Source organism: Kitasatospora sp. NPDC001175, from assembly GCF_053598215.1.
Map to the genome: position 1 here is coordinate 91,357 of NZ_JBSFJU010000001.1, position 19,191 is coordinate 110,547.

Annotated in this window: 19 protein-coding genes and 1 pseudogene; 13 read left to right on the plus strand and 7 right to left on the minus strand. The window is 72.7% G+C overall.

Annotated elements, in window-relative coordinates; all coding sequences use genetic code 11:
- Positions 1–88: 88 nt before the first annotated feature.
- The 5 genes from deoC (at position 89) to ACWDAK_RS00415 (ending at position 4,836) form a co-directional block, all read left to right on the plus strand.
- Positions 89–1,075, plus strand: a complete 987-nt coding sequence (gene deoC / locus ACWDAK_RS00395; RefSeq protein WP_344638066.1) for a deoxyribose-phosphate aldolase — start codon at positions 89–91, stop codon at positions 1,073–1,075.
- A 4-nt stretch (positions 1,076–1,079) separates the two neighbouring features.
- Positions 1,080–2,561, plus strand: coding sequence for an aldehyde dehydrogenase family protein (locus ACWDAK_RS00400; RefSeq protein WP_427392848.1), 1,482 nt, complete (start codon positions 1,080–1,082; stop codon positions 2,559–2,561).
- Positions 2,554–3,456, plus strand: coding sequence for an aldehyde dehydrogenase family protein (locus tag ACWDAK_RS00405; protein ID WP_427392847.1), 903 nt, complete (start codon positions 2,554–2,556; stop codon positions 3,454–3,456). Before ACWDAK_RS00400 ends, ACWDAK_RS00405 begins: the two co-directional genes overlap by 8 nt.
- A 252-nt stretch (positions 3,457–3,708) precedes the next feature.
- Positions 3,709–4,116: a hypothetical protein gene (locus ACWDAK_RS00410; RefSeq protein ID WP_344638069.1), complete on the plus strand. Its 408-nt coding sequence runs from the start codon at positions 3,709–3,711 to the stop codon at positions 4,114–4,116.
- Between the two features lie 108 nt (positions 4,117–4,224).
- Positions 4,225–4,836 carry an ATP-binding protein gene (locus ACWDAK_RS00415; RefSeq protein WP_344638130.1) on the plus strand — a complete coding sequence of 204 codons (612 nt, stop codon included), beginning with the start codon at positions 4,225–4,227 and terminating at the stop codon, positions 4,834–4,836.
- Between the two features lie 18 nt (positions 4,837–4,854).
- On the opposite strand, the gene ACWDAK_RS00420 is transcribed toward ACWDAK_RS00415, so the two are convergent.
- Complete coding sequence (locus tag ACWDAK_RS00420) at positions 4,855–5,841, minus strand: zinc-dependent alcohol dehydrogenase family protein (RefSeq protein WP_344638070.1); 987 nt, start codon at positions 5,839–5,841, stop codon at positions 4,855–4,857.
- 165 nt (positions 5,842–6,006) lie between these two features.
- Between ACWDAK_RS00420 and ACWDAK_RS00425 the strand changes: the two genes are divergently transcribed.
- Positions 6,007–6,960 (plus strand): AraC family transcriptional regulator, encoded by a 954-nt coding sequence (locus ACWDAK_RS00425; protein ID WP_344638071.1) that lies wholly within the window; start codon positions 6,007–6,009, stop codon positions 6,958–6,960.
- Positions 6,961–7,128: 168 nt separating this feature from the next.
- Here the strand turns inward: ACWDAK_RS00425 and ACWDAK_RS00430 are convergent.
- Together ACWDAK_RS00430 and ACWDAK_RS00435 are read right to left on the minus strand one after the other, a co-directional pair.
- Positions 7,129–7,287, minus strand: a pseudogene (locus ACWDAK_RS00430) (diaminopimelate decarboxylase); the annotation flags it as partial.
- A 110-nt stretch (positions 7,288–7,397) separates the two neighbouring features.
- Positions 7,398–8,351, minus strand: a complete 954-nt coding sequence (locus tag ACWDAK_RS00435) for a SigE family RNA polymerase sigma factor (protein WP_427392846.1) — start codon at positions 8,349–8,351, stop codon at positions 7,398–7,400.
- Between the two features lie 276 nt (positions 8,352–8,627).
- Here ACWDAK_RS00435 and ACWDAK_RS00440 point away from each other — a divergent pair, with 276 nt between their 5' ends.
- From ACWDAK_RS00440 to ACWDAK_RS00460, 5 genes are all read left to right on the plus strand, one after another.
- Positions 8,628–9,311 carry a response regulator transcription factor gene (locus ACWDAK_RS00440; RefSeq protein ID WP_344638073.1) on the plus strand — a complete coding sequence of 228 codons (684 nt, stop codon included), beginning with the start codon at positions 8,628–8,630 and terminating at the stop codon, positions 9,309–9,311.
- A 111-nt stretch (positions 9,312–9,422) separates the two neighbouring features.
- Positions 9,423–11,027, plus strand: a complete 1,605-nt coding sequence (locus tag ACWDAK_RS00445) for an ATP-binding protein (RefSeq protein ID WP_427392845.1) — start codon at positions 9,423–9,425, stop codon at positions 11,025–11,027.
- On the plus strand, positions 11,024–11,401 hold the full coding sequence (locus ACWDAK_RS00450) for a sortase-dependent protein (protein ID WP_344638075.1): 378 nt from the start codon (positions 11,024–11,026) through the stop codon (positions 11,399–11,401). The genes ACWDAK_RS00445 and ACWDAK_RS00450 overlap by 4 nt, the downstream gene beginning before the upstream one ends.
- A 20-nt stretch (positions 11,402–11,421) precedes the next feature.
- The gene (locus tag ACWDAK_RS00455) at positions 11,422–12,327 is read left to right on the plus strand and encodes a VanZ family protein (protein WP_427392844.1); all 906 of its coding nucleotides are present in this window, start codon (positions 11,422–11,424) and stop codon (positions 12,325–12,327) included.
- A 151-nt stretch (positions 12,328–12,478) separates the two neighbouring features.
- Positions 12,479–12,661, plus strand: a complete 183-nt coding sequence (locus ACWDAK_RS00460; RefSeq protein ID WP_344638077.1) for a PspC domain-containing protein — start codon at positions 12,479–12,481, stop codon at positions 12,659–12,661.
- A 124-nt stretch (positions 12,662–12,785) separates the two neighbouring features.
- On the opposite strand, the gene ACWDAK_RS00465 is transcribed toward ACWDAK_RS00460, so the two are convergent.
- The 3 genes from ACWDAK_RS00465 to ACWDAK_RS00475 all read right to left on the minus strand — a co-directional run bounded on the left by ACWDAK_RS00465 (position 12,786) and on the right by ACWDAK_RS00475 (position 15,828).
- The gene (locus tag ACWDAK_RS00465) at positions 12,786–13,211 is read right to left on the minus strand and encodes a hypothetical protein (RefSeq protein ID WP_427392843.1); all 426 of its coding nucleotides are present in this window, start codon (positions 13,209–13,211) and stop codon (positions 12,786–12,788) included.
- A 269-nt stretch (positions 13,212–13,480) separates the two neighbouring features.
- Entirely contained in the window at positions 13,481–14,629 is a 1,149-nt protein-coding gene (locus ACWDAK_RS00470; protein ID WP_344638079.1) for an adenosine deaminase, read from the minus strand.
- 242 nt (positions 14,630–14,871) lie between these two features.
- On the minus strand, positions 14,872–15,828 hold the full coding sequence (locus ACWDAK_RS00475; protein WP_344638080.1) for a LysR family transcriptional regulator: 957 nt from the start codon (positions 15,826–15,828) through the stop codon (positions 14,872–14,874).
- A 63-nt stretch (positions 15,829–15,891) separates the two neighbouring features.
- Between ACWDAK_RS00475 and ACWDAK_RS00480 the strand changes: the two genes are divergently transcribed.
- Positions 15,892–17,205 (plus strand): MFS transporter, encoded by a 1,314-nt coding sequence (locus tag ACWDAK_RS00480; protein ID WP_427392842.1) that lies wholly within the window; start codon positions 15,892–15,894, stop codon positions 17,203–17,205.
- Positions 17,202–17,756, plus strand: coding sequence for a Uma2 family endonuclease (locus ACWDAK_RS00485; RefSeq protein ID WP_427392841.1), 555 nt, complete (start codon positions 17,202–17,204; stop codon positions 17,754–17,756). The genes ACWDAK_RS00480 and ACWDAK_RS00485 overlap by 4 nt, the downstream gene beginning before the upstream one ends.
- A 31-nt stretch (positions 17,757–17,787) precedes the next feature.
- Here the strand turns inward: ACWDAK_RS00485 and ACWDAK_RS00490 are convergent, their stop codons facing one another.
- On the minus strand, positions 17,788–19,071 hold the full coding sequence (locus tag ACWDAK_RS00490; protein ID WP_344638083.1) for a thymidine phosphorylase: 1,284 nt from the start codon (positions 19,069–19,071) through the stop codon (positions 17,788–17,790).
- Positions 19,072–19,191 lie beyond the last annotated feature (120 nt).

A 19,191-nucleotide genomic window follows, 5' to 3' on the forward strand; every position in this document is an offset into this window, starting at 1 on the left:
CGCCGGCCGCTCAGGTCTCGGTCCCGCATCGATAAAGGGCACCCCCTATGCGGCTTGCTACGCGCGTAGATATGCTGCCCTTGTGACCATGTCCACTGTTGCAGCCAACGCCCTCGGCGCTGCGGGCGGCGGCCTTCAGGACGTTGCGGCGTCCGAGGCCTCGCTCCGTCGCTTCCTGCACGGCCTGCCCGGCGTCGACGCCGTCGGCCTGGAAGCCCGCGCCGCCTCCCTCGGCACCCGTTCGATCAAGACCACGGCCAAGGCGTACGCCATCGATCTGGCCATCTCGATGATCGACCTGACCACGCTCGAAGGCGCGGACACGGTCGGCAAGGTGCGCGCACTGTGCACCAAGGGCCGGAACCCCGACCCGACCGACCGGACCACCCCCCGCGTCGCCGCGATCTGTGTCTACCCGGACATGGTCGCCACCGCGAAGGAGACGCTGAAGGGGACCGACATCCAGGTCGCCTCCGTCGCCACCGCGTTCCCCGCCGGGCGCGCCGCGCTCCCGGTCAAGCTGGCCGACACCGCCGACGCGGTCGCGGCCGGCGCCGACGAGATCGACATGGTGATCGACCGCGGCGCCTTCCTCTCCGGCCGCTACCTCGACGTCTACAACGAGATCGTCGCGGTCAAGGAGGCGTGCAAGCGCCCGGACGGCACCTACGCCCACCTCAAGGTGATCTTCGAAACCGGCGAGCTGCAGACGTACGACAACGTGCGCCGCGCCTCCTGGCTGGCCATGCTGGCCGGTGCCGACTTCATCAAGACCTCCACCGGCAAGGTCGCGGTCAACGCGACTCCCCCGGTGACCCTGCTGATGCTGGAGGCCGTCCGCGACTTCCGGGCGCTGACCGGCATCCAGGTCGGCGTGAAGCCGGCCGGCGGCATCAAGACCACCAAGGACGCCATGAAGTACCTGGTGATGGTCAACGAGACCCTCGGCGACGACTGGCTGACCCCGCACTGGTTCCGCTTCGGCGCCTCCAGCCTGCTCAACGACCTGCTGATGCAGCGTCAGAAGCTGACCACCGGCCGGTACTCCGGTCCCGACTACGTGACGGTGGACTGAGACCATGGCCAAGACCAACAAGAAGGCGGAAGAGACCGTGACCCCCAAGGGCCGCCTCTTCGAGTACGCCCCCGCGCCCGAGTCCCCCGCCGCGGCGGGGGACATCCAGAGCTCGTACGGCCACTTCATCGGCGGCGAGTTCGTGGACTCCAGCGGCAGCGAGGCGCTGAAGACCGTCAACCCGGCCACCGAGCAGGTGCTGGCCGAGTTCGCGCAGGGTACCGAGGAGGACGTCGACCGCGCGGTCGCCGCCGCCCGCAAGGCGTTCACCGACTGGTCGGCGCTGCCGGGCAGTGAGCGCGCCAAGTACCTGTTCCGGATCGCCCGGATCGTCCAGGAGCGCTCGCGCGAGCTGGCCGTGCTGGAGTCGATCGACAACGGCAAGCCGATCAAGGAGACCCGGGACTTCGACCTGCCGATGGTCGCCGCCTGGTTCTTCTACTACGCGGGCTGGGCGGACAAGCTGGACTACGCCGGCTTCGGCCCGAACCCGCGTCCGGTCGGCGTGGCCGGCCAGGTCATCCCGTGGAACTTCCCGCTGATGATGCTGGCCTGGAAGATCGCGCCCGCGCTCGCCACCGGCAACACCGTGGTCCTCAAGCCCGCCGAGACCACCCCGCTGACCGCGCTGCGCTTCGCCGAGATCTGCCGCCAGGCCGGCCTGCCCAAGGGCGTCGTCAACATCGTCACCGGTGACGGCCGTACCGGCGCCGCGCTGACCGCGCACCCGGACGTCAACAAGGTGGCCTTCACCGGCTCGACCCCGGTCGGCCGGGCGATCGCCCGGCAGGTGGCCGGGACGCGCAAGAAGCTGTCGCTCGAACTCGGCGGCAAGGCCGCGAACATCGTCTTCGACGACGCGCCGATCGACCAGGCGGTCGAGGGCATCGTCAACGGCATCTTCTTCAACCAGGGCCACGTCTGCTGCGCCGGCAGCCGCCTGCTGGTCCAGGAGTCGATCCAGGACGAGCTGCTGGACGCCCTGAAGCGCCGGATGGCCACCCTGCGCGTCGGCGACCCGCTGGACAAGAACACCGACATCGGTGCGATCAACTCGGCCGGCCAGCTGGCCCGGATCACCGAGCTGGCCGCCTCCGGCGAGGCCGAGGGCGCCGAGCGCTGGGCCCCGTCCTGCGAACTGCCCAGCGCCGGTTACTGGTTCCGCCCGACCCTGTTCACCGGGGTCAGCCAGGCGCACCGGATCGCCCGCGAGGAGATCTTCGGCCCGGTGCTCTCCGTACTGACCTTCCGTACGCCGGCCGAGGCCGTCGAGAAGGCCAACAACACCCAGTTCGGTCTCTCCGCCGGCATCTGGACCGAGAAGGGCTCGCGCATCCTGTGGATGGCGAACCAGCTCAAGGCCGGTGTGGTGTGGGCGAACTCCTTCAACAAGTTCGACCCGACCTCGCCGTTCGGCGGTTACAAGGAGTCGGGCTACGGCCGCGAGGGTGGCCGCCACGGTCTGGAGGCCTACCTCGATGTCTGAGCTCATGAGCCGTCTTGACGTCTTCAAGACCTACAAGCTGTACGTCGGCGGGAAGTTCCCGCGCTCCGAGAGCGGGCGGGTGTACGAGGTGACCGACAGCAAGGGCCAGTGGCTCGCCAACGCCCCGCTCGGCTCCCGCAAGGACACCCGGGACGCCGTCCTCGCCGCCCGCGCGGCGGTCAAGGGCTGGTCGGGCACCACCGCGTACAACCGCGGCCAGGTGCTCTACCGCGTCGCGGAGATGCTCCAGGGCCGCCGCGAGCAGTTCGCCGCCGAGGTGTCGGCCGCCGAGGGCGTCGGTGCCAAGAAGGCCGCCGCGCTGGTGGACGCCGCGATCGACCGCTGGGTCTGGTACGCGGGCTGGACGGACAAGGTGGCGCAGATCGCGGGCGGGGCCAACCCGGTCGCCGGTCCGTTCTTCAACCTGTCCTCCCCCGAACCGACCGGCGTGATCGGCATCGTGGCGCCGCAGTCCGGGTACGGCTTCTCCTTCCTCGGCCTGGTCTCCGCGATCGCTCCGGTGATCGCCACCGGCAACACGGTCGTGGTGGCCGCCGCCACCGACGCGCCGCTGCCGGCGCTCTCGCTGGGCGAGGTGCTGGCCACCTCCGACCTGCCGGGCGGCGTGGTCAACGTGATCTCCGGCCGTACGGTGGACATCGCGCCCACCCTCGCCTCGCACCAGGACGTGAACGGCCTCGACCTGTCGGGCGCGATCGCCGCCGAAGGACCGGGCTCCGCCGCCGAGTTGGAGGCCGCGGCCGCCGACACCCTCAAGCGAGTGGTCCGCCCGGCGCTCGACCCGGCCGCCCTGGACTGGACCGATGCGCCCGGCACCGAGCGGCTACTCTCCTTCATGGAGACCAAGACGGTCTGGCACCCGATGGGTATCTGACCGCCTCCCCACCAGCCGGCCGTCCCCAGTGCCCCTCTCCCCCCAGGGGCCCGGACGTGCCGAGGACGGACCCGCACCTCCCCCCTGGTGCGGGTCCGTTGCCTTGGACCGACCGGCAACGGGGCGCGCGGCGTCGCGCTCCCCGTTACCGGTCGGTCTCACCCACCCGCCGTCCTTCGGGGCCACGAGCCGCCGACCGGCGGGCAACCGGCGCCGCGGCCGGGAGGTCCTCACTCACGGAGGACCGCGAAGGTGGGGAGGACAGCCGTGTGGGAGATCCTGGCCGAGCTTGCCGTGCTGGCGGGGGACGGGCTGCCGCGGGCGCTGCGGGCCCGCCGGGCGCGGCGGCGGCTGGCGGCCGGGCTGCCGGCCCGGATCCCGTGCTCCGTCCGCTCCGAGCGACCGGGCTGGCCGACCCGGTACACCCGCGGCAGCCTGCGGTTCACCCCCGCCAGCTCCACGGCGGCTTTCGGCTCACGGCACCACCCGTACCTGGGACTGCCGCCCGGCGGCGAGTTCTTCGACCCCGGGCCCGCGGCCCCCGACGACCAGGACTGGCTCGTCACCGTCTACCAGCCACCCGGCGGCGGGGCCGCGGTGAACATCCAGGTGCGCACCCGCTACCTCCCCTCGGTACGGCTGGCGTTGGGCGGCGGCTGAGCGCACGGGGGCCGGAAGCGAAGAGGTGACGTACGCCCGGTTTCGGCATCGGTGCCTGATGCGTCAGACTGGTGTCCCGTGAGTGACTCCCCGCTTAACCAGCCGTCGATGCTCCCTGCCCGCGTGGTACTGCTCTCCGGTCCCTCCGGTTCGGGCAAGTCCTCACTCGCCGCCAGGACGGGACTTCCGGTCCTCCAGCTGGACGACTTCTACAAGGACGGCGACGACCCCTCCCTCCCCCTCCTGCCCGACGGCGGGGTGGACTGGGACTCCCCGCTCGCCTGGCACCGCGAGCAGGCGGTGGCGGCGATCAGGCGGCTGGCGGAGGACGGCCGGGCCGAGGTGCCGGTGTACTCGATCCCCGACAACGGCCGGATCGGCACCCACGTCCTGGACCTCGGCGGCGCCCCGGCGTTCATCGCCGAGGGGATCTTCGCCGCCGAGATCACCGAGCAGTGCGCGGACGAGGGACTCCTCGGCGACGCGCTCTGCCTGCGCAACCACCCGCTCACCACGGCCTGGCGGCGCCTGCGGCGGGATGTCCGCGAGGGACGCAAGTCGCTCCCGGTGCTGCTGCGACGCGGCTGGCGACTGATGCGGGCCGAGCACGGCATCGTGTCCCGGCAGGTCGGGCTCGGCGCGTACGCCTGCGGCGGTCCTGAGGCCGAGCGCAGGGTGCGGACCGTCGCCGCGCGGACGCCGGCGGCCGTCGGGGTCTGATCCCGTGCGGCCCGCGGGTCAGTGCCGGACGGTGACCACCACCTTGCCGACCTGGTTGTTGGACTCCAGGTGGCGATGGGCCTCGGCGATCTCCGAGAGGTCGAAGGTGCGGTCGATCACCGGGGCCAGCGTCCCGGCCCGCAACCCGGCGTCGACGAAGTGCTCGGCGCGGCGGCGGGCGCCCGGATCGGCCAGCACGTCCAGATGGGCGTAACCGAGGATCCGCAGGCCCCAGTTGAGCGGCAGCGGGGCGGGCCGCGGGTCCAGCCAGCCGTAGACGATCAGCAGGCCGCCGGGGGCGACCGCCTGGGCGGTGGTCCGCAGGCCGGGACCGGCGACCGGGTCGAAGACGAACTCGGCGCCCCGGCCGTCGGTGATCTCCCGGACCCGGTCGAGCAGGTCCTCCTCGTCCAGCACGATGACGTGTGCGGCGCCGAGCTCCAGCAGCTGCTCGCGCTTGAGCGCGCTGCGGGTCACCGCGACGGGGATCGCGCCGAGGTGGCGCGCGATCTGGATCGCGGCGACGCCGACGCTGCTGGAGGCGGCGGTGACCAGCACATGGTCGCCGGGCCGCAGGCCGCCCTGCTCGACCAGGGCGCCGTAGGCGGTGCCGTACGACAGCCGGACGGCCGCGCCGGTGACGGCGTCCACCGTCTCCGGCCGGTGGACCAGGTTCGAGGCGGCGGTGACGACGTGGTCACCGTAGACGCCGTGCTCGCTCATCCCGCCGAACGCCACTGAGTCGACCTGGTCGCCGACCGCGAAGCCGGTGACGCCCTCGCCCACGGCCAGGACCTCACCGGAGGCCTCGTAGCCGAGCCGGGAGCCGGGCAGGGTCGGCTGGTAGTAGTAGGTGCCGGCACGGAACAGGGCCTCGGCCCGGTTCAGCCCGAGCGCGTCCACCCGGACCAGCACCTCGCCGGGCCCCGGCGCACCGAGCTCGGTCTCGACGATGCGCAGCACCTCGGGGCCGCCGATCTCGTCGAACACGACTGACTTGGCCATGCTGTCACTTCCCCCATGATGGATCGGTTATCTGACGCAACATCAGTTCTGCTGCGCCGTCGACCCGTTAACCGTACGGAGGGTGGACGCCGGCCGCCCATGCCGCAACCGCTCGCGATCATGTCCGATCGTCCACCGGAACGGCCCCCGGCTACCCTGCCGGACATGGACGTACTCAGCGACGCGATCACCGCGATGCGCACCGGCCTGCCGCACGCCGGCCGCTCCCGCAGGTCGGCTCCGTGGGGGATCCGCTTCCCCGACTCCGACGGCACCGGGGTGCACGTGGTGCTGCAGGGCTCGTGCTGGCTACTGCCCTCGGACGGCGCACCGCCGCTGCGGCTCGGCGTCGGCGACGTGCTGCTGCTGGCGCGCGGCGGCTCGTACGGGCTGGCCGACCACCCCGACACCCCGCTCGAGGACGTGGTGCTCCGGCCCGACGGCACCCTGCCGAGCCACCCGGACGAACCCGAGGACGGCCACCCGTCCGCCCGACTGCTCTGCGGCGCCTACCAGTTGAACCGGGCCAGGGCCCACCCGCTGCTGGCCTGCGTACCGCCGGTGGTCCATCTGCCCGCCCAGGTCGGCCGCCATCCGGGGCTGCGCGCCGTGGTCGACCTGCTCGGCAGCGAGGCCACCGGGCACCGGCCGGGTTCGGACGCGATCGTCCCGGCACTGCTCGACACGCTCCTGCTGCTGGTGCTGCGGGCGTGGTTCGAGGAGGAGTCCGACCGGGGCGCCACCGGGTGGGCGGCGGCGCTGGGCGACGGCGCGGTCGCCTCCGCCCTGCGCGACATCCACGGCGACCCGGCCCACCCTTGGACGGTCGAGGAACTGGCCGTCCGGGCCGGCCTCTCCCGGGCCGCCTTCGCCCGCCGCTTCACCGCCCTGGTCGGACAGCCGCCGCTCGGCTACCTCACCTGGTGGCGGATGACCACGGCCGGCCGGCTGCTGCGCTCGGACGACGCCCCGCTGCGGGTCGTCTCCCGCCGGACCGGCTACACCTCCGAGTTCGCCTTCGCCAAGGCCTTCAAACGCGAGTACGGCCTCTCCCCCGGCCAGTACCGCGACCAGCGCCGCCCGGCACGTCCCGGTCTCGCCGCGAGATCCGTCCGGTGAGCCTCCAGGAGCCCCGCGGGCTCGGGCCAGGCCCCGCCGCATCAGGTCCCGGCAGGTCTCCCGCCGCGCCACCGCCCGGGAGTGCCCGTCCCCGCAGAACACCGCCGGCGGCCGCCGGGCACCGTTGTAGTTGTTGCTGAGCGCGTACGTGTAGGCGCCGGTGGCCGGCACCGCGACCAGGTCACCGGGCCGCGGAGCCCGCAGCGGCACACCGTCGCCGAGCGTGTCCCCCGACTCGCAGTGCCGGCCGACCAGCCGGCACGGCTCGCCCCGCCCACCCCGGCGCGCGGCCTGGACGGCAGAAGGCCCGGTGCCTCTCCCCGGCACCGGGCCCTTCCACCGGGTCAGATCTTCGGGTTCCCCCTCCGGCCGCCGCTCCCCCGAGCCGGCGATCGCGCCCTCGATCCGCCCTACCCGTCCCCCTACGGGAGTCCTTGTCAGGCGACGAGCTCCCCGAACGCGAGCACGGTGTCACCCGTGCGGTTCAGCTGCTCGTCGTCCCGCAGCCGGCGCAGCGCGCGCCAGATGCTGCTCTTCACCGTGCCGACGCTGATGCCGAGGATGTCGGCGATCTCCGGGTCGGTGCGGCCCTCGTAGTAGCGGAGCACCAGCATGGTCCGCTGGTTCTCCGGCAGCTTGGCCAGCGCCTGCCACAGCACGGCCCGCAGCTCGGTGCCGCCCATGGCGTCGGTGTCGCCGACCGTCTCCGGCAGTTCCTCGGTCGGGTACTCGTTGACCTTGCGGCGCCGCCAGGCGGAGATGTGCAGGTTGGTCATGGTGCGGCGGAGGTAGCCGCCGACCGCCGCCTTGTCGGTGATCCGACCCCAGGCGCGGTAGGTGCTGAAGAGCGCGCTCTGCAGCAGGTCCTCGGCCTCGTGGCGGTCACCGGTGAGGTGGTAGGCCGTGGCGTACAGCGAGGCGCGGCGCTCGCGGACGTACGCGGTGAACTCCTTCATGTGCTCCGCCTCGGCGGCCGCCGCGGCCGGCGCGGAAGCCGCCACCGGTGCGGCCTTCTCCGCGACCGGAAGCCGGAACACCGACGCCCCGGGGGCGGTGGCGGCGCGGCCGGCCGGCTCCCCCGAGCCGAGACCGACCGCGATGCCCTTGCCCGTTGCGCTCCCCTGACCCGTCACGCGGACGGGGAGGACTCCCCGCAGCGTGAGGGTCGAACCGGTCTCGGCCGCCGCCCCCCGGTGGCCGATCCCGAACAGGTCCCCCGACCTGCTCCCGCCGCTGATGCGGCGGTTCCCGGTGCTGTGTGCGCACCCCCGTACGATCACGGCACCGGAAGCCTCGTCCGTCCGTACCTCGAAGTGGGTCCTGGTGGCGACTGCCGACGAACGCGCGTTTCGGACGGCCGCGGTGCTGCGGGTCTTGAGCGTGGCGTTCATCGTGACACCTCCATGATCGGTACGAGCGGTTCGCTGTCCGCCGCCGCGCTCCCCCGTCCCTCGGGCCGGGGCGTCGTCGCGGCGACAGGGAAAATCCTGCCCGCCGGTCGTCATGGCGCTGTCCGCCGACTGTCACAGAGCTGTCACAGCGGCCGGGACTTTGGTCCACAATTCCCCCGCACCAGCCTGGACGCCCAGGGGCGCGTTCCGGTTCCCGATCCCCGCGGCCGTGACGCAGCAGGTGATTCGATCCGCCGAGTGGGCCAGAATGAGGCCGTGCCATACCTCCTTCTGATCGAGGACGACGACGCCATCCGGACCGGCCTCGAACTCGCCCTCACCCGCCAGGGTCACCGCATGGTCACCGCCGCCTCCGGCGAGGACGGGCTGAAGCTCTTCAAGGAGCAGCGCCCGGACCTGATCGTGCTCGACGTGATGCTGCCCGGCATCGACGGCTTCGAGGTCTGCCGCCGGATCCGCCGCACCGACCAGCTGCCGATCATCCTGCTGACCGCGCGCTCGGACGACATCGACGTGGTGGTGGGCCTGGAGTCCGGCGCGGACGACTACGTGGTCAAGCCGGTGCAGCCCCGGGTGCTGGACGCCCGGATCCGCGCGGTGCTGCGCCGCGGCGAGCGGGAGAGCTCTGACTCCTCGGTGTACGGCAACGTGGTGATCGACCGCTCGGCGATGACCGTCACCAAGAACGGTCAGGACCTCCAACTCACGCCCACCGAGCTGCGGTTGCTGCTGGAGCTGAGCCGCCGGCCGGGCCAGGCGCTGTCCCGGCAGCAGCTGTTGCGGCTGGTCTGGGAGCACGACTACCTGGGCGACTCCCGACTGGTGGACGCCTGTGTGCAGCGGCTGCGGGCGAAGGTGGAGGATGTACCCTCGGCGCCGACGCTGATCCGCACGGTCCGCGGGGTGGGCTACCGGCTCGACCCGCCCAACCAGTCCTGACGGCCGTCCGCGGCACTCTCCGGCAAACCGCCGGCCCGGCTCCGAACGACCGAGCACCCAGCCCTGGACGACCAGCGGCCCGGCTCTGAACGACATTGGTGAGAACCCCAGTTGACTGTTGACCCTCATACCTCGCGCCGTCCGCGCCCCTGGCGGTGGCAGCAGCTGCGTTCGCTGCGGGTACGGCTGATCGCGGTGTTCGCCGTCGTGGCGCTGTGCACCGCCGTCTCGGCGTCCGGGATCGCGTACTGGCTCAACCGCGACGCGGTGCTCAAGCGCGCCCAGGACACCGCACTGAACGACTTCCGGGTCTCCCTCACCCGCAATGTCTCCGACCTGCCGCTGAACGCGTCCTGCCCGCAACTGACCAACCTGGCGAACCTGGTGGCCACCTCCGGCCTCAACTACCAGGTGGTGGTGGTCGACGAGAACCAGCCCGACTGCGCCGCCTCCTCCGCCCCGTCGAGCTTCACGCTCGCCCAGGTGCCGCCGGCGCTGCGGGCCACGGTGGCCAGGCCGCGCGAGACCAACTCGGCCAACCCGTACGCGTACCACCTGTACTGGCAGCGGGTGAACCTGGACGGGAAGCCGTACGTGGTCGGCGGCACCAAGGTGGTGCCGAGCGGGCCGACGGCGTACATGTTCAAGTCGCTGGACAACGAGCGGGCCGACCTCAACACCCTGGGCTGGTCGCTGGCGATCGCCACCCTGCTCGCGCTGATCGGCTCCGCGCTGCTGGCGCAGGCCGCCTCGGCCACGGTGCTGCGGCCGGTGAAGCGCCTCGGCGAGGCGGCCCGGCGGCTCGGCGAGGGCGAGCTGGACACCCGGCTCGACGTCGAGGGCGGCGACGAACTCGCCGACCTGGCACGGACGTTCAACCGGGCGGCGGAGTCGCTCTCCGAGCAGGTGGAGGAGCTCAGCGCCCGGGAGGCGCAGAGCCGGCGGTTCGTCGCCGACATGTCGCACGAGCTGCGCACCCCGCTGACCGCGATGACCGCGGTGACGGACATCCTGGAGGACGAGGCCGAGCTGCTCGACCCGATGGTCGAGCCGGCCGTGCGGATCGTGGTCAGCGAGACCCGCAGGCTCTCCGACCTGGTGGAGAACCTGATGGAGGTGACCCGGTTCGACGCGGGCACCGCCAAGCTGGTCGCCGACGAGATGGACATAGCCGACCTGATCATGTCCTGCATCGACGGCCGGGCCTGGTACGACGCGGTCGAGGTGGACGCCCCGCGCGGGATCCTGGCCGTGGTCGACCCGCGCCGCCTGGACGTGGTCTTCGCCAACCTGATCGGCAACGCGCTCAAGCACGGCGGCTCGCCGGTACGGGTCAGGGTCCGCCAGATCGGCCAGACCGTGGTGGTGGAGGTCTCCGACAGCGGCCCGGGCATCCCGGAGGACGTCCTGCCGCACGTCTTCGACCGCTTCTTCAAGGCCGACAAGGGCCGCGCCCGCTCCGAGGGCAGCGGGCTCGGGCTGTCCATCGCGATGGCCAACGCGCAGATCCACGGCGGCACCATCACCGCCGCCAACGGCGAGGTCGGGGCGGTGTTCACGCTGACCCTGCCGCTCACCCCCGGCGGACCGCTGGACGGCCCGGGTGCCGCGGACCCGGCTCCCGCCGTGGCCACGGAATCGGAATCGGACCGGGGCCCGGCAGTGGCACCGACCGCGGAACAGGCCGGCGCGGCCGATCAGGAAGGTGCCCGGTGAACGTACCCAGGACCGCTGCGGCGGCCGCACTGCTGACCGCCGTCCTGGCGACCGCGACGGGCTGCGGCATCCGGCCGACCGCCGTGCCCGTCGACGCGGGCGCCCCGGCCAGTCGAACGGCCTGCCCCAACCCGTACACGGTTCCGACCGCGGTGCTGGCTCCGACGCCGAGCACCGCGCCCCGGCCGTCCGCCGCAGCGGGGAGCCCGTCGGCCGCTCCGTCCGGCACGCCGTCGTCCGCGCCGTCGGGGGTGCCCTCGACCGGCACGCCGGGTGCGACGGCGAGCGGCAGCCCCGGCGCGGACGCCACGGCCAAGGGGCCCGTCAGTGTGTTCAGCGCGGTCCCCTCACCAGGAGCGTCCCGCTGCCCATGAACGGGTTACCCCGAACCCGCGTGACCGAGCGCGGAACCGTGAACGACAAACGGGGCGTCCTCCCCGGCGTGCAGCGAGATGGCACCACCACGCGCCACGAGCGCGAGCGCGGGACCGGCGTACGGGCCGGCAGCAGCCCCACCCAAGGGGCGTACGCTCCGTCCTTCGCGCCGGATTCCTCCCGGTCCGGGCTTCCGCGGCAGCCGAAGGAGGCGCCGCAGGACGCATCCCCGGACGGACCACCTTCCCCGGACGGACCACCGGAGCAGTCGCAACCCTCCGGGGACGGTTACGCGCCCGAGGCGTCACCCCGGGCGCGGCGGATCGGTCTGACCGTGCTCGCCGGATATCTGGCGGTGGTCGGGTGGTTCACCCTCCGTCCGGTGACGGTCGGGTGGGCACCTCCGGCCAACCTGACCCCGTTCGCCTCGGTCGGCCAGGCGCTGGCCGTCGGCGGCCTGGCCGGTGCCCTGCAACTGGCCGGCGGGCTGCTGCCGCTGGCACCGCTCGGCGTCCTGCTCCCGCTGGCCGGCGGACGGCTGCGGACCGGCTGGCTGCCGTCCTTCCTGCACACCGTGGGCGGTTCGGCACTGCTGGCCACCGGCCTGGAGATCCTCAAGGGCTGGACACCCTGGCACGTCTCGAACGTGGACGACATCCTGCTGGGCACGCTCGGTGTCGCCGCCACCCACCTGGCCTTCGTCCCGGCCGGCCGGAGCGCGCTGCGCCGACGGGCCCCCAGAACGCCCGCGACGCCCGCGCCACCCTCCTGTGCCGCGCCTGCGGCCGAGCCCGCTGGCGAGCCCGCACCAGCACCCCGGATGACCGCGTCCGTGTCCCAGGGGCCCACGCCGGTGCCCCAGGTGACCGCGGTGGCCGCCCCGCTGGGCGCCGCCCACCGACCGGTTCTCAGGGGCCATCCCTGAACCGACCCCGAGCCGCCGCTACGCCGGCCCGGTGAGAGCTCAGGGGGCCGGATCACCATCGCGGCTGACGTCCAGAGCGGCGGGAGAACCGAGGATGGAGACATGCCCGCCGGAGAGACCGGCACCGGGCCGAAAGACTTCGGAGAGCTCCATGAGCGTCCTTGCCCGCCCTCGCCACAACCGCGTCATCGCCGGCGTCTGCGCCGGGATCGCCGACCGCTTCGGACTCTCCCCGTGGACCGTCCGGCTCATCTTCCTGGCCTCCTGCCTGCTGCCCGGGCCGCAGTTCCTGATCTACCTGGCGCTCTGGCTGCTGCTCCCGCAGGAGCCGTGAGCCGACGGCGCCGGCCGCGCCTCGACGCACACCACAACGCCCCGAAGGGCCGCCGGTCCGGGCGGCCCTTCGGGGCGTTCGGGCGATTGCGCGCCGGCCGCGAGGCCGGCCCGCGGCCGGTGGGTCAGCCGGCGAGGCCGGGCAGCTGGGCGTTGCCGAGCGCACCGGTGAGCACACCGGCGCCGGGCACCTTGCTCAGGGCGTCCGCACCCGGCAGGCCGCGGGTCGCCTTCTTGGCGCCGGCCGAAGCGTCCTCGGCGGGCGCGTCGGCGGTCCCGTCGGCCGCGGGGTCCTGCGCCGCCGGGGCCGGGGCCAGGGAGGAGCCGACGCCGTGGTTGAGGTCGCCGACCGCGTTGGTGACCGGGGCGGTCGGCAGCTTGCCGGTCGCACTGGTGGCGGCGCCGGTCAGCACCCCGGACTTGTCCAGCACGTTGGCCGGGCTCCCGAACCCACCGGAGCCGGCGGCGGCGGAGGCGGAACCGGCGGCAGCCGCCGCGAGCGCGACGCCGAGCGCCGCGGTTCCGGCGATCTTCAGAGTGGCCTGCTTCATGTGTTGGTCCTCGGTCCTCGTCGGTGGGCGGCGCGCGGACGCGCCCGGGGACGCACACCGCTACACCGTGTCAACAGTGACTGGCACACCGTAGTGACAAGGTTCCGGGAGGTACAACGACCGTTAACTCCCAGGGGTGACCGGTCGGATGAACGCAGGACCCGGGCAGTGGCCCCACGTTCATCCGACCGCTCGTCAGGCGCGGTTTCGGGCATCCCGGGACCGCGTCAACACGGAACGCGGTCGCCGAGGGCCGCCCGCGGCGACCCTCAGGCGCCGGCGCTGAACAGCCACTCCGCCTTGAGCTCGGCGTAGCCGGGCTTGATCACGTCGTTGATCATCGCCAGGCGCTCGTCGAAGGGCAGGAAGGCCGACTTCATGGCGTTGACGGTGAACCACTCCATGTCACCCAGGGTGTAGCCGAACGCCTCGACGATGTGCTCGAACTCGCGGCTCATGCTGGTGCCGCTCATCAGTCGGTTGTCGGTGTTCACGGTGACCCGGAACTTCAGCCGGCTGAGCAGGCCGATCGGGTGCTCGGCGTACGAGGTCGCGGCGGCCGTCTGCAGGTTGGAGGTGGGGCACATCTCCAGCGGGATGCGCTTGTCACGCACGTACGCGGCCAGGCGGCCCAGCTCGACCCGGCCGTCCTCGTGGACGGTGATGTCGTCGATGATCCGCACGCCGTGACCGAGCCGGTCGGCGCCGCAGCACTGCAGGGCCTCCCAGATCGACGGCAGGCCGAAGGCCTCACCGGCGTGGATGGTGAAGTGGTTGTTCTCGCCCTTGAGGTAGTCGAAGGCGGCCTGGTGGCGGGTGGGAGGGTAGCCGGCCTCGGCACCGGCGATGTCGAACCCGACCACGCCCTGGTCGCGGTAGCGGTTGGCGAGCTCGGCGATCTCCTGGGAGCGGGCGGCGTGGCGCATCGCGGTGAGCAGCGCGCCGACCCGGATCCGGTGGCCGTTGGCCTTGGCCCTGGCCTCACCGAGGCGGAAGCCCTCGTTGACGGCCTCGACCACCTGGTCGAGGGTGAGGCCGGCCTCAAGGTGCTGCTCGGGGGCGTACCGGACCTCGGCGTACACCACGCCGTCGGCGGCCAGGTCCTCGGCGCAGTCGGCGGCGACCCGGATCAGGGCCTCGCGGGTCTGCATCACGGCGCAGGTGTGCGCGAAGGTCTCCAGGTAGCGGACCAGCGAGCCGGAGTCGGCGGCCTCGCGGAACCACTCGCCGAGCTTGGCCGGGTCGGTGGTGGGGAGCCCCTCGTAGCCGCAGGCGGCTGCCAGTTCGACGATGGTCTGGGGGCGCAGCCCGCCGTCGAGGTGATCGTGCAGGAGCACCTTCGGGGCACGGGCGATCTGGTCGGAGGTGGGAATGCGGGGGCCTGTGGTGCCCGCAGCGACAGGGATCTGCTTCTCCATTGCGGGAGTGTAGCCCCTACGCGCGTAGATTCACCATGTCGATCATCGCCCGTCCACCCGGACAGCGCAACGGGACCACCCGAGGGGCGGGGGCGCCCCGGGCCGCGCGGAGAGCCGCCCATCAGCGGAGAGCCGCCCATCAGGGGCACCGGCTCCGGACGGCGGCCCGCCTCGTCCGGCACGGGGCGGGTCCGGTCCACCGCGGCAGGTCCCCGCGCAGCCCGCCGGCCCCGGGGGCGCCCTCAGTCGTGGTCGAGCAGCCGCCCCCGGCGGGAGAGGACGAAGTCGCGGAAGGCCGCCGCCGGCGGGGTCAGCGGCCGGCCCGCCACCCAGGCGAGGCCGATCGCCCGGCGGGTGCGGGGCGCCGTCACCTCCAGTTCGACCACGCCGGGGCGCGGGACGAGACCGGGCGGCAGCAGCGCCACCCCGAGCCCGGCCGCGACCAGCCCCCGCAGCGTCTCCGCCTCCTCCCCCTCGAAGGCGATCCGGGGCGCGAACCCGGCCTCCGCGCAGAACGCCTCCGTGATCGCGCGCAGGCCGTACCCCTCCTCCACCACGACGAACGGCTCCTGGGCCACCTCGGCCAGCCGGATCCGGCGCCGCCCGGCGAGCCGGTGGTCACAGGGGACGGTCAGATAGAGCCGCTGCTCGTCCAGCGGACGGGCCGTCAGGTCGGTCGCGTCCGGCAAGGGTGAGACCAGGCACAGGTCCAACTCGCCGTCGCGCAGCCGCTCCAGCATCGCCGCGACGTAGTCCTGCACCAGCTGGAACCGCACCTGCGGGTGATCGGCCCGGAAATCCCGCAGCAGCGCCGGCACCGCGTCCGTCCCCATGGTGTGCAGGAAGCCGAACGCCACCCGCCCGGACACCGGGTCGGTCTCCGCGCGGGCCAGCTCGACGCCGCGCTCCAGTTCGGCCAGCGCCCGCTCGACCGAGCCCAGCAGCAGCCGGCCCGCCCGGGTGAGCCGGACGGTACGGCCCTGCCGGGCCAGCAGGTCCACCCCCAGCTCGCCCTCCAGCCGGGCCACCGCCCGGGAGAGCGTCGGCTGCGGCATCCCCAGCAGCTGTGCCGCCTGCGTGACGTGTTCCAGCCGGGCGACCGCCGCGAACTGGGCCAACTGCGGCGCGAGGTTGGCGACGGCGGACTCCCGGCCGAGTTCGGCCGGGTGCAGGGGCGGCGAGCTGCTCTCATGCGTCACAGCATCGATTCTCCGTCAGTCATGCATTGGACGCATCAAGCAGCACGGTCCTACGTTCTAACCATGTCGCCTGCCATTGAGGGGGCATCCGCACCGGCACGACCGGGCGCCCCCGCCCAGCCAGCTTCCACCGCTCCCACCGACGCCGGGCCCGAGGACTCGCGGCACCGCCCGGGTGAGCGCGGCTTCCGCCACGCCAACCTCGCGCTGTTCGCCGCCGGGGTCGCCACCTTCGTCCTGCTGTACTCCACCCAGGGCTTGCTGCCGATCCTCTCCGCCGACCTCGATCTCACGCCGGGGCAGGCGAGTTGGACCTCCTCGGCGGCAACCCTGGGACTGGCTTTGGCGCTTCTCCCGGCAAGCGCGCTGTCCGACCGGTTCGGCCGCACCGCGGTGATGACCACCTCCACCGTGGCCGCCTCGGTGGTCGCCCTGGCCCTACCCCTCGCGCCGGACCTCTCCGCCATGGTGGTGCTGCGGGTGCTCCAGGGCGCCGCCCTCGCCGGGCTGCCCGCGACCGCGATGGCCTACCTCGCCGAGGAGGTCCACCCGAGCGCGCTGGCCTCCGCGATGGGCCTGTACGTGGCGGGCAACAGCATCGGCGGCATGGGCGGCCGCCTGGTCTCCGGCTGGGTGGCCGCCGCCTGGGGCTGGCGCTGGGGCCTCGCCGCCTCGGCCGCCATGGCCGTGCTGGCCACCCTGGCGTTCCGGCTGCTCATCCCGGCCGCCCGGAACTTCCGCCGGGCCCCGGTGGACGCCCGCGCCCTGACCCGTACGGTCTCGGCCCACCTGCGCAATCCGCTGCTGCTGCGGCTGTACCTGCTCGGCCTGCTCTTCATGGCCGTGTTCGGCGCGGTCTACAACACCGTCGGCTACCGGCTCATCGCCGCGCCGTTCCACCTGCCCGAGTCGCTGGCCGCCTCTGTCTTCGGGGTGTACCTGGTCGGCACCGCCACCTCGGCCTACGCCGGCAGGCTCGTCGGCCGCGTCGGCCGGCGCGGCGCGCTGTACGCCTCGATCGGCACCACCACCGCCGGGCTGCTGCTCTCGCTCGGCGACTCGCTGGTCTGCGCGCTGCTCGGCCTGGTCCTGATCACCGCCGGCTTCTTCGCAGGCCACGCCACCGCCTCGTCGTCGGTCGGCCGCACCGCCACCCACGGCCGCGCCCAGGCCTCCGCGCTCTACCTGATCGCCTACTACCTCGGCAACAGCCTCGGCGGCACCGTCGGCGCCGACGAGTACCACGCCACCGGCTGGACGGGCACCGCCGCCGTCGGCCTCATCGCGATGGCTCTCGCCGCCGCCGTCACCCTCTACGCGACCCGGCAGGCCGCCGCCGCCCGACGGGAGTCGGCCGTCGGTACACTCCGGACATGAGCATCGATCCGGCTGCGTACGCCCGGCTGCGGGAGATCGCCGACCAGCTGCCGCAGATCCCCGGGATAAGCAAGGTGGAGATCGCCGACGGCGAGATCGTCATGATGATGTCACCGGTGAAGAGGCACGAGTTGGCCGTCGTGCGGATCGCCCGTCAGCTCAACCTGCAGCTGCCGAAGACTCATCCTGGCCACATTGCGCACCCGGGCGCAGATCTGGAGGACACGGGTCTCGGCCGGTTGCGGTGCCCTGACCTCATGGTCTTTCCCGAACAAGTGCTTGAGGGCGAGGAGCCGGCAGTCCAGCCGCACGAGGTGCTGCTCGTAGTCGAGGTCGTCTCCAAGTCCAACCCCGAGAGCGACTACCAGAACAAGGTCCGCGACTACGCGGCCATGGGTATCCCGCTGTACTTGCTGGTCGACCCGCGCAAGGGCACCGGTATCGTCCACGACCAGCCCGGCTACGCCTCCCGCAAGGAGTTCGCGTTCGGCGACACCGTCACCGTCGGCCCCTGGACGATCGACACCTCGGTCCTGCTGACGTACGCCTGAGACCGGCGTACGTCAGCAGGACCTCGGCGGATCACGCGATGCGGTCGAGGATGATCGGGGTCGGGGTGAACCCGGTGCCCGCCGGGGAGATCTCGATGCCGCCGGACAGCGCCTCGATCGCGTAGTCGTAGCGCTCGGGGGTGTCGGTGTGCAGGGTCAGCAGCGGCTGGCCGGCCACGACGGTGTCACCCGGCTTGAAGTGCATCTCGACACCGGCACCCGCCTGCACCGGGTCCTCCTTGCGGGCGCGGCCGGCACCCAGGCGCCAGGCGCAGACGCCCACGCCGTAGGCGTCCAGCTTGGTGAGCACGCCGCTCTCCGCAGCGGTGATCACGTGCTGCTCGCGGGCGACCGGCAGCGGGGCGTCCACGTCGCCGCCCTGGGCGGTGATCATGCGGCGCCAGTGGTCCATCGCGGAGCCGTCGCGCAGCGCGTCCGCCGGGTCCTTGCCGTGGACGCCCGCCGCGGCGAGCATCTCGCGGGCCAGCGCGATGGTCAGCTCGACCACGTCGGCCGGGCCGCCACCCGCCAGCACCTCGACGGACTCGCGGACCTCCAGCGCGTTGCCGGCGGTGAGCCCGAGCGGGGTGGACATGTCGGTCAGCAGGGCGACCGTGTTGACGCCCGCGTTGGTGCCGAGACCCACCATGGTGCGGGCGAGCTCCTGGGCGTCGGCGAGGTTCTTCATGAACGCGCCGGAGCCGACCTTGACGTCCAGGACCAGTGCGCCGGTGCCTTCGGCGATCTTCTTGGACATGATCGACGAGGCGATCAGCGGGATCGCCTCGACCGTGCCGGTGACGTCGCGCAGCGCGTACAGCTTCTTGTCGGCGGGGGCCAGGCCGTCGCCCGCCGCGCAGATGACCGCGCCGGTGTCGCGCAGCACCTGCATCATCTCGTCGTTGGAGAGCAGCGCCCGCCAGCCGGGGATGGACTCCAGCTTGTCCAGGGTGCCGCCGGTGTGGCCGAGGCCCCGGCCGGAGAGCTGCGGGACGGCCGCACCGCAGGCCGCGACCAGCGGGGCCAGCGGCAGCGTGATCTTGTCGCCGACACCGCCGGTCGAGTGCTTGTCGGAAGTCGGCACGCCCAGCTCGGAGAAGTCCATCCGGACCCCGGAACGGATCATCGCGTCGGTCCAGCGGCTGATCTCCCGGAGGTTCATGCCGTTCAGCAGGATGGCCATGGCCAGCGCGGACATCTGCTCGTCGGCGACCTCGCCGCGGGTGTAGGCGTCGATCACCCAGTCGATCTGAGCGTCGGTCAGCTCACCGCGATCGCGCTTGGTGCGGATAACGGAGGGGGCGTCCATGGACATGGAATCTCCAAGAGGGTGGGTCAGGTACTCACATGCATGCGATCGGCGACTCGCTTGCGGGAGTTGCCGCAGGAACATCGCCGCGAAAAACGGAGAGTGCCGCGAAAAGACCGGATTTCA

Bases quoted from the DNA above. Each gene is read 5' to 3' on its own strand.
- deoC (WP_344638066.1), top strand. From the start codon at position 89: ATGTCCACTGTTGCAGCCAACGCCCTCGGCGCTGCGGGCGGCGGCCTT.
- ACWDAK_RS00420 (WP_344638070.1), bottom strand. From the start codon at position 5,841: ATGGCCAAGTCAGTCGTGTTCGACGAGATCGGCGGCCCCGAGGTGCTG.
- ACWDAK_RS00480 (WP_427392842.1), top strand. From the start codon at position 15,892: ATGTCGCCTGCCATTGAGGGGGCATCCGCACCGGCACGACCGGGCGCC.
- ACWDAK_RS00425 (WP_344638071.1), top strand. From the start codon at position 6,007: ATGGACGTACTCAGCGACGCGATCACCGCGATGCGCACCGGCCTGCCG.
- ACWDAK_RS00485 (WP_427392841.1), top strand. From the start codon at position 17,202: ATGAGCATCGATCCGGCTGCGTACGCCCGGCTGCGGGAGATCGCCGAC.
- ACWDAK_RS00435 (WP_427392846.1), bottom strand. From the start codon at position 8,351: ATGAACGCCACGCTCAAGACCCGCAGCACCGCGGCCGTCCGAAACGCG.
- ACWDAK_RS00470 (WP_344638079.1), bottom strand. From the start codon at position 14,629: ATGGAGAAGCAGATCCCTGTCGCTGCGGGCACCACAGGCCCCCGCATT.
- ACWDAK_RS00400 (WP_427392848.1), top strand. From the start codon at position 1,080: ATGGCCAAGACCAACAAGAAGGCGGAAGAGACCGTGACCCCCAAGGGC.
- ACWDAK_RS00415 (WP_344638130.1), top strand. From the start codon at position 4,225: ATGCTCCCTGCCCGCGTGGTACTGCTCTCCGGTCCCTCCGGTTCGGGC.
- ACWDAK_RS00465 (WP_427392843.1), bottom strand. From the start codon at position 13,211: ATGAAGCAGGCCACTCTGAAGATCGCCGGAACCGCGGCGCTCGGCGTC.
- ACWDAK_RS00405 (WP_427392847.1), top strand. From the start codon at position 2,554: ATGTCTGAGCTCATGAGCCGTCTTGACGTCTTCAAGACCTACAAGCTG.
- ACWDAK_RS00490 (WP_344638083.1), bottom strand. From the start codon at position 19,071: ATGTCCATGGACGCCCCCTCCGTTATCCGCACCAAGCGCGATCGCGGT.
- ACWDAK_RS00460 (WP_344638077.1), top strand. From the start codon at position 12,479: ATGAGCGTCCTTGCCCGCCCTCGCCACAACCGCGTCATCGCCGGCGTC.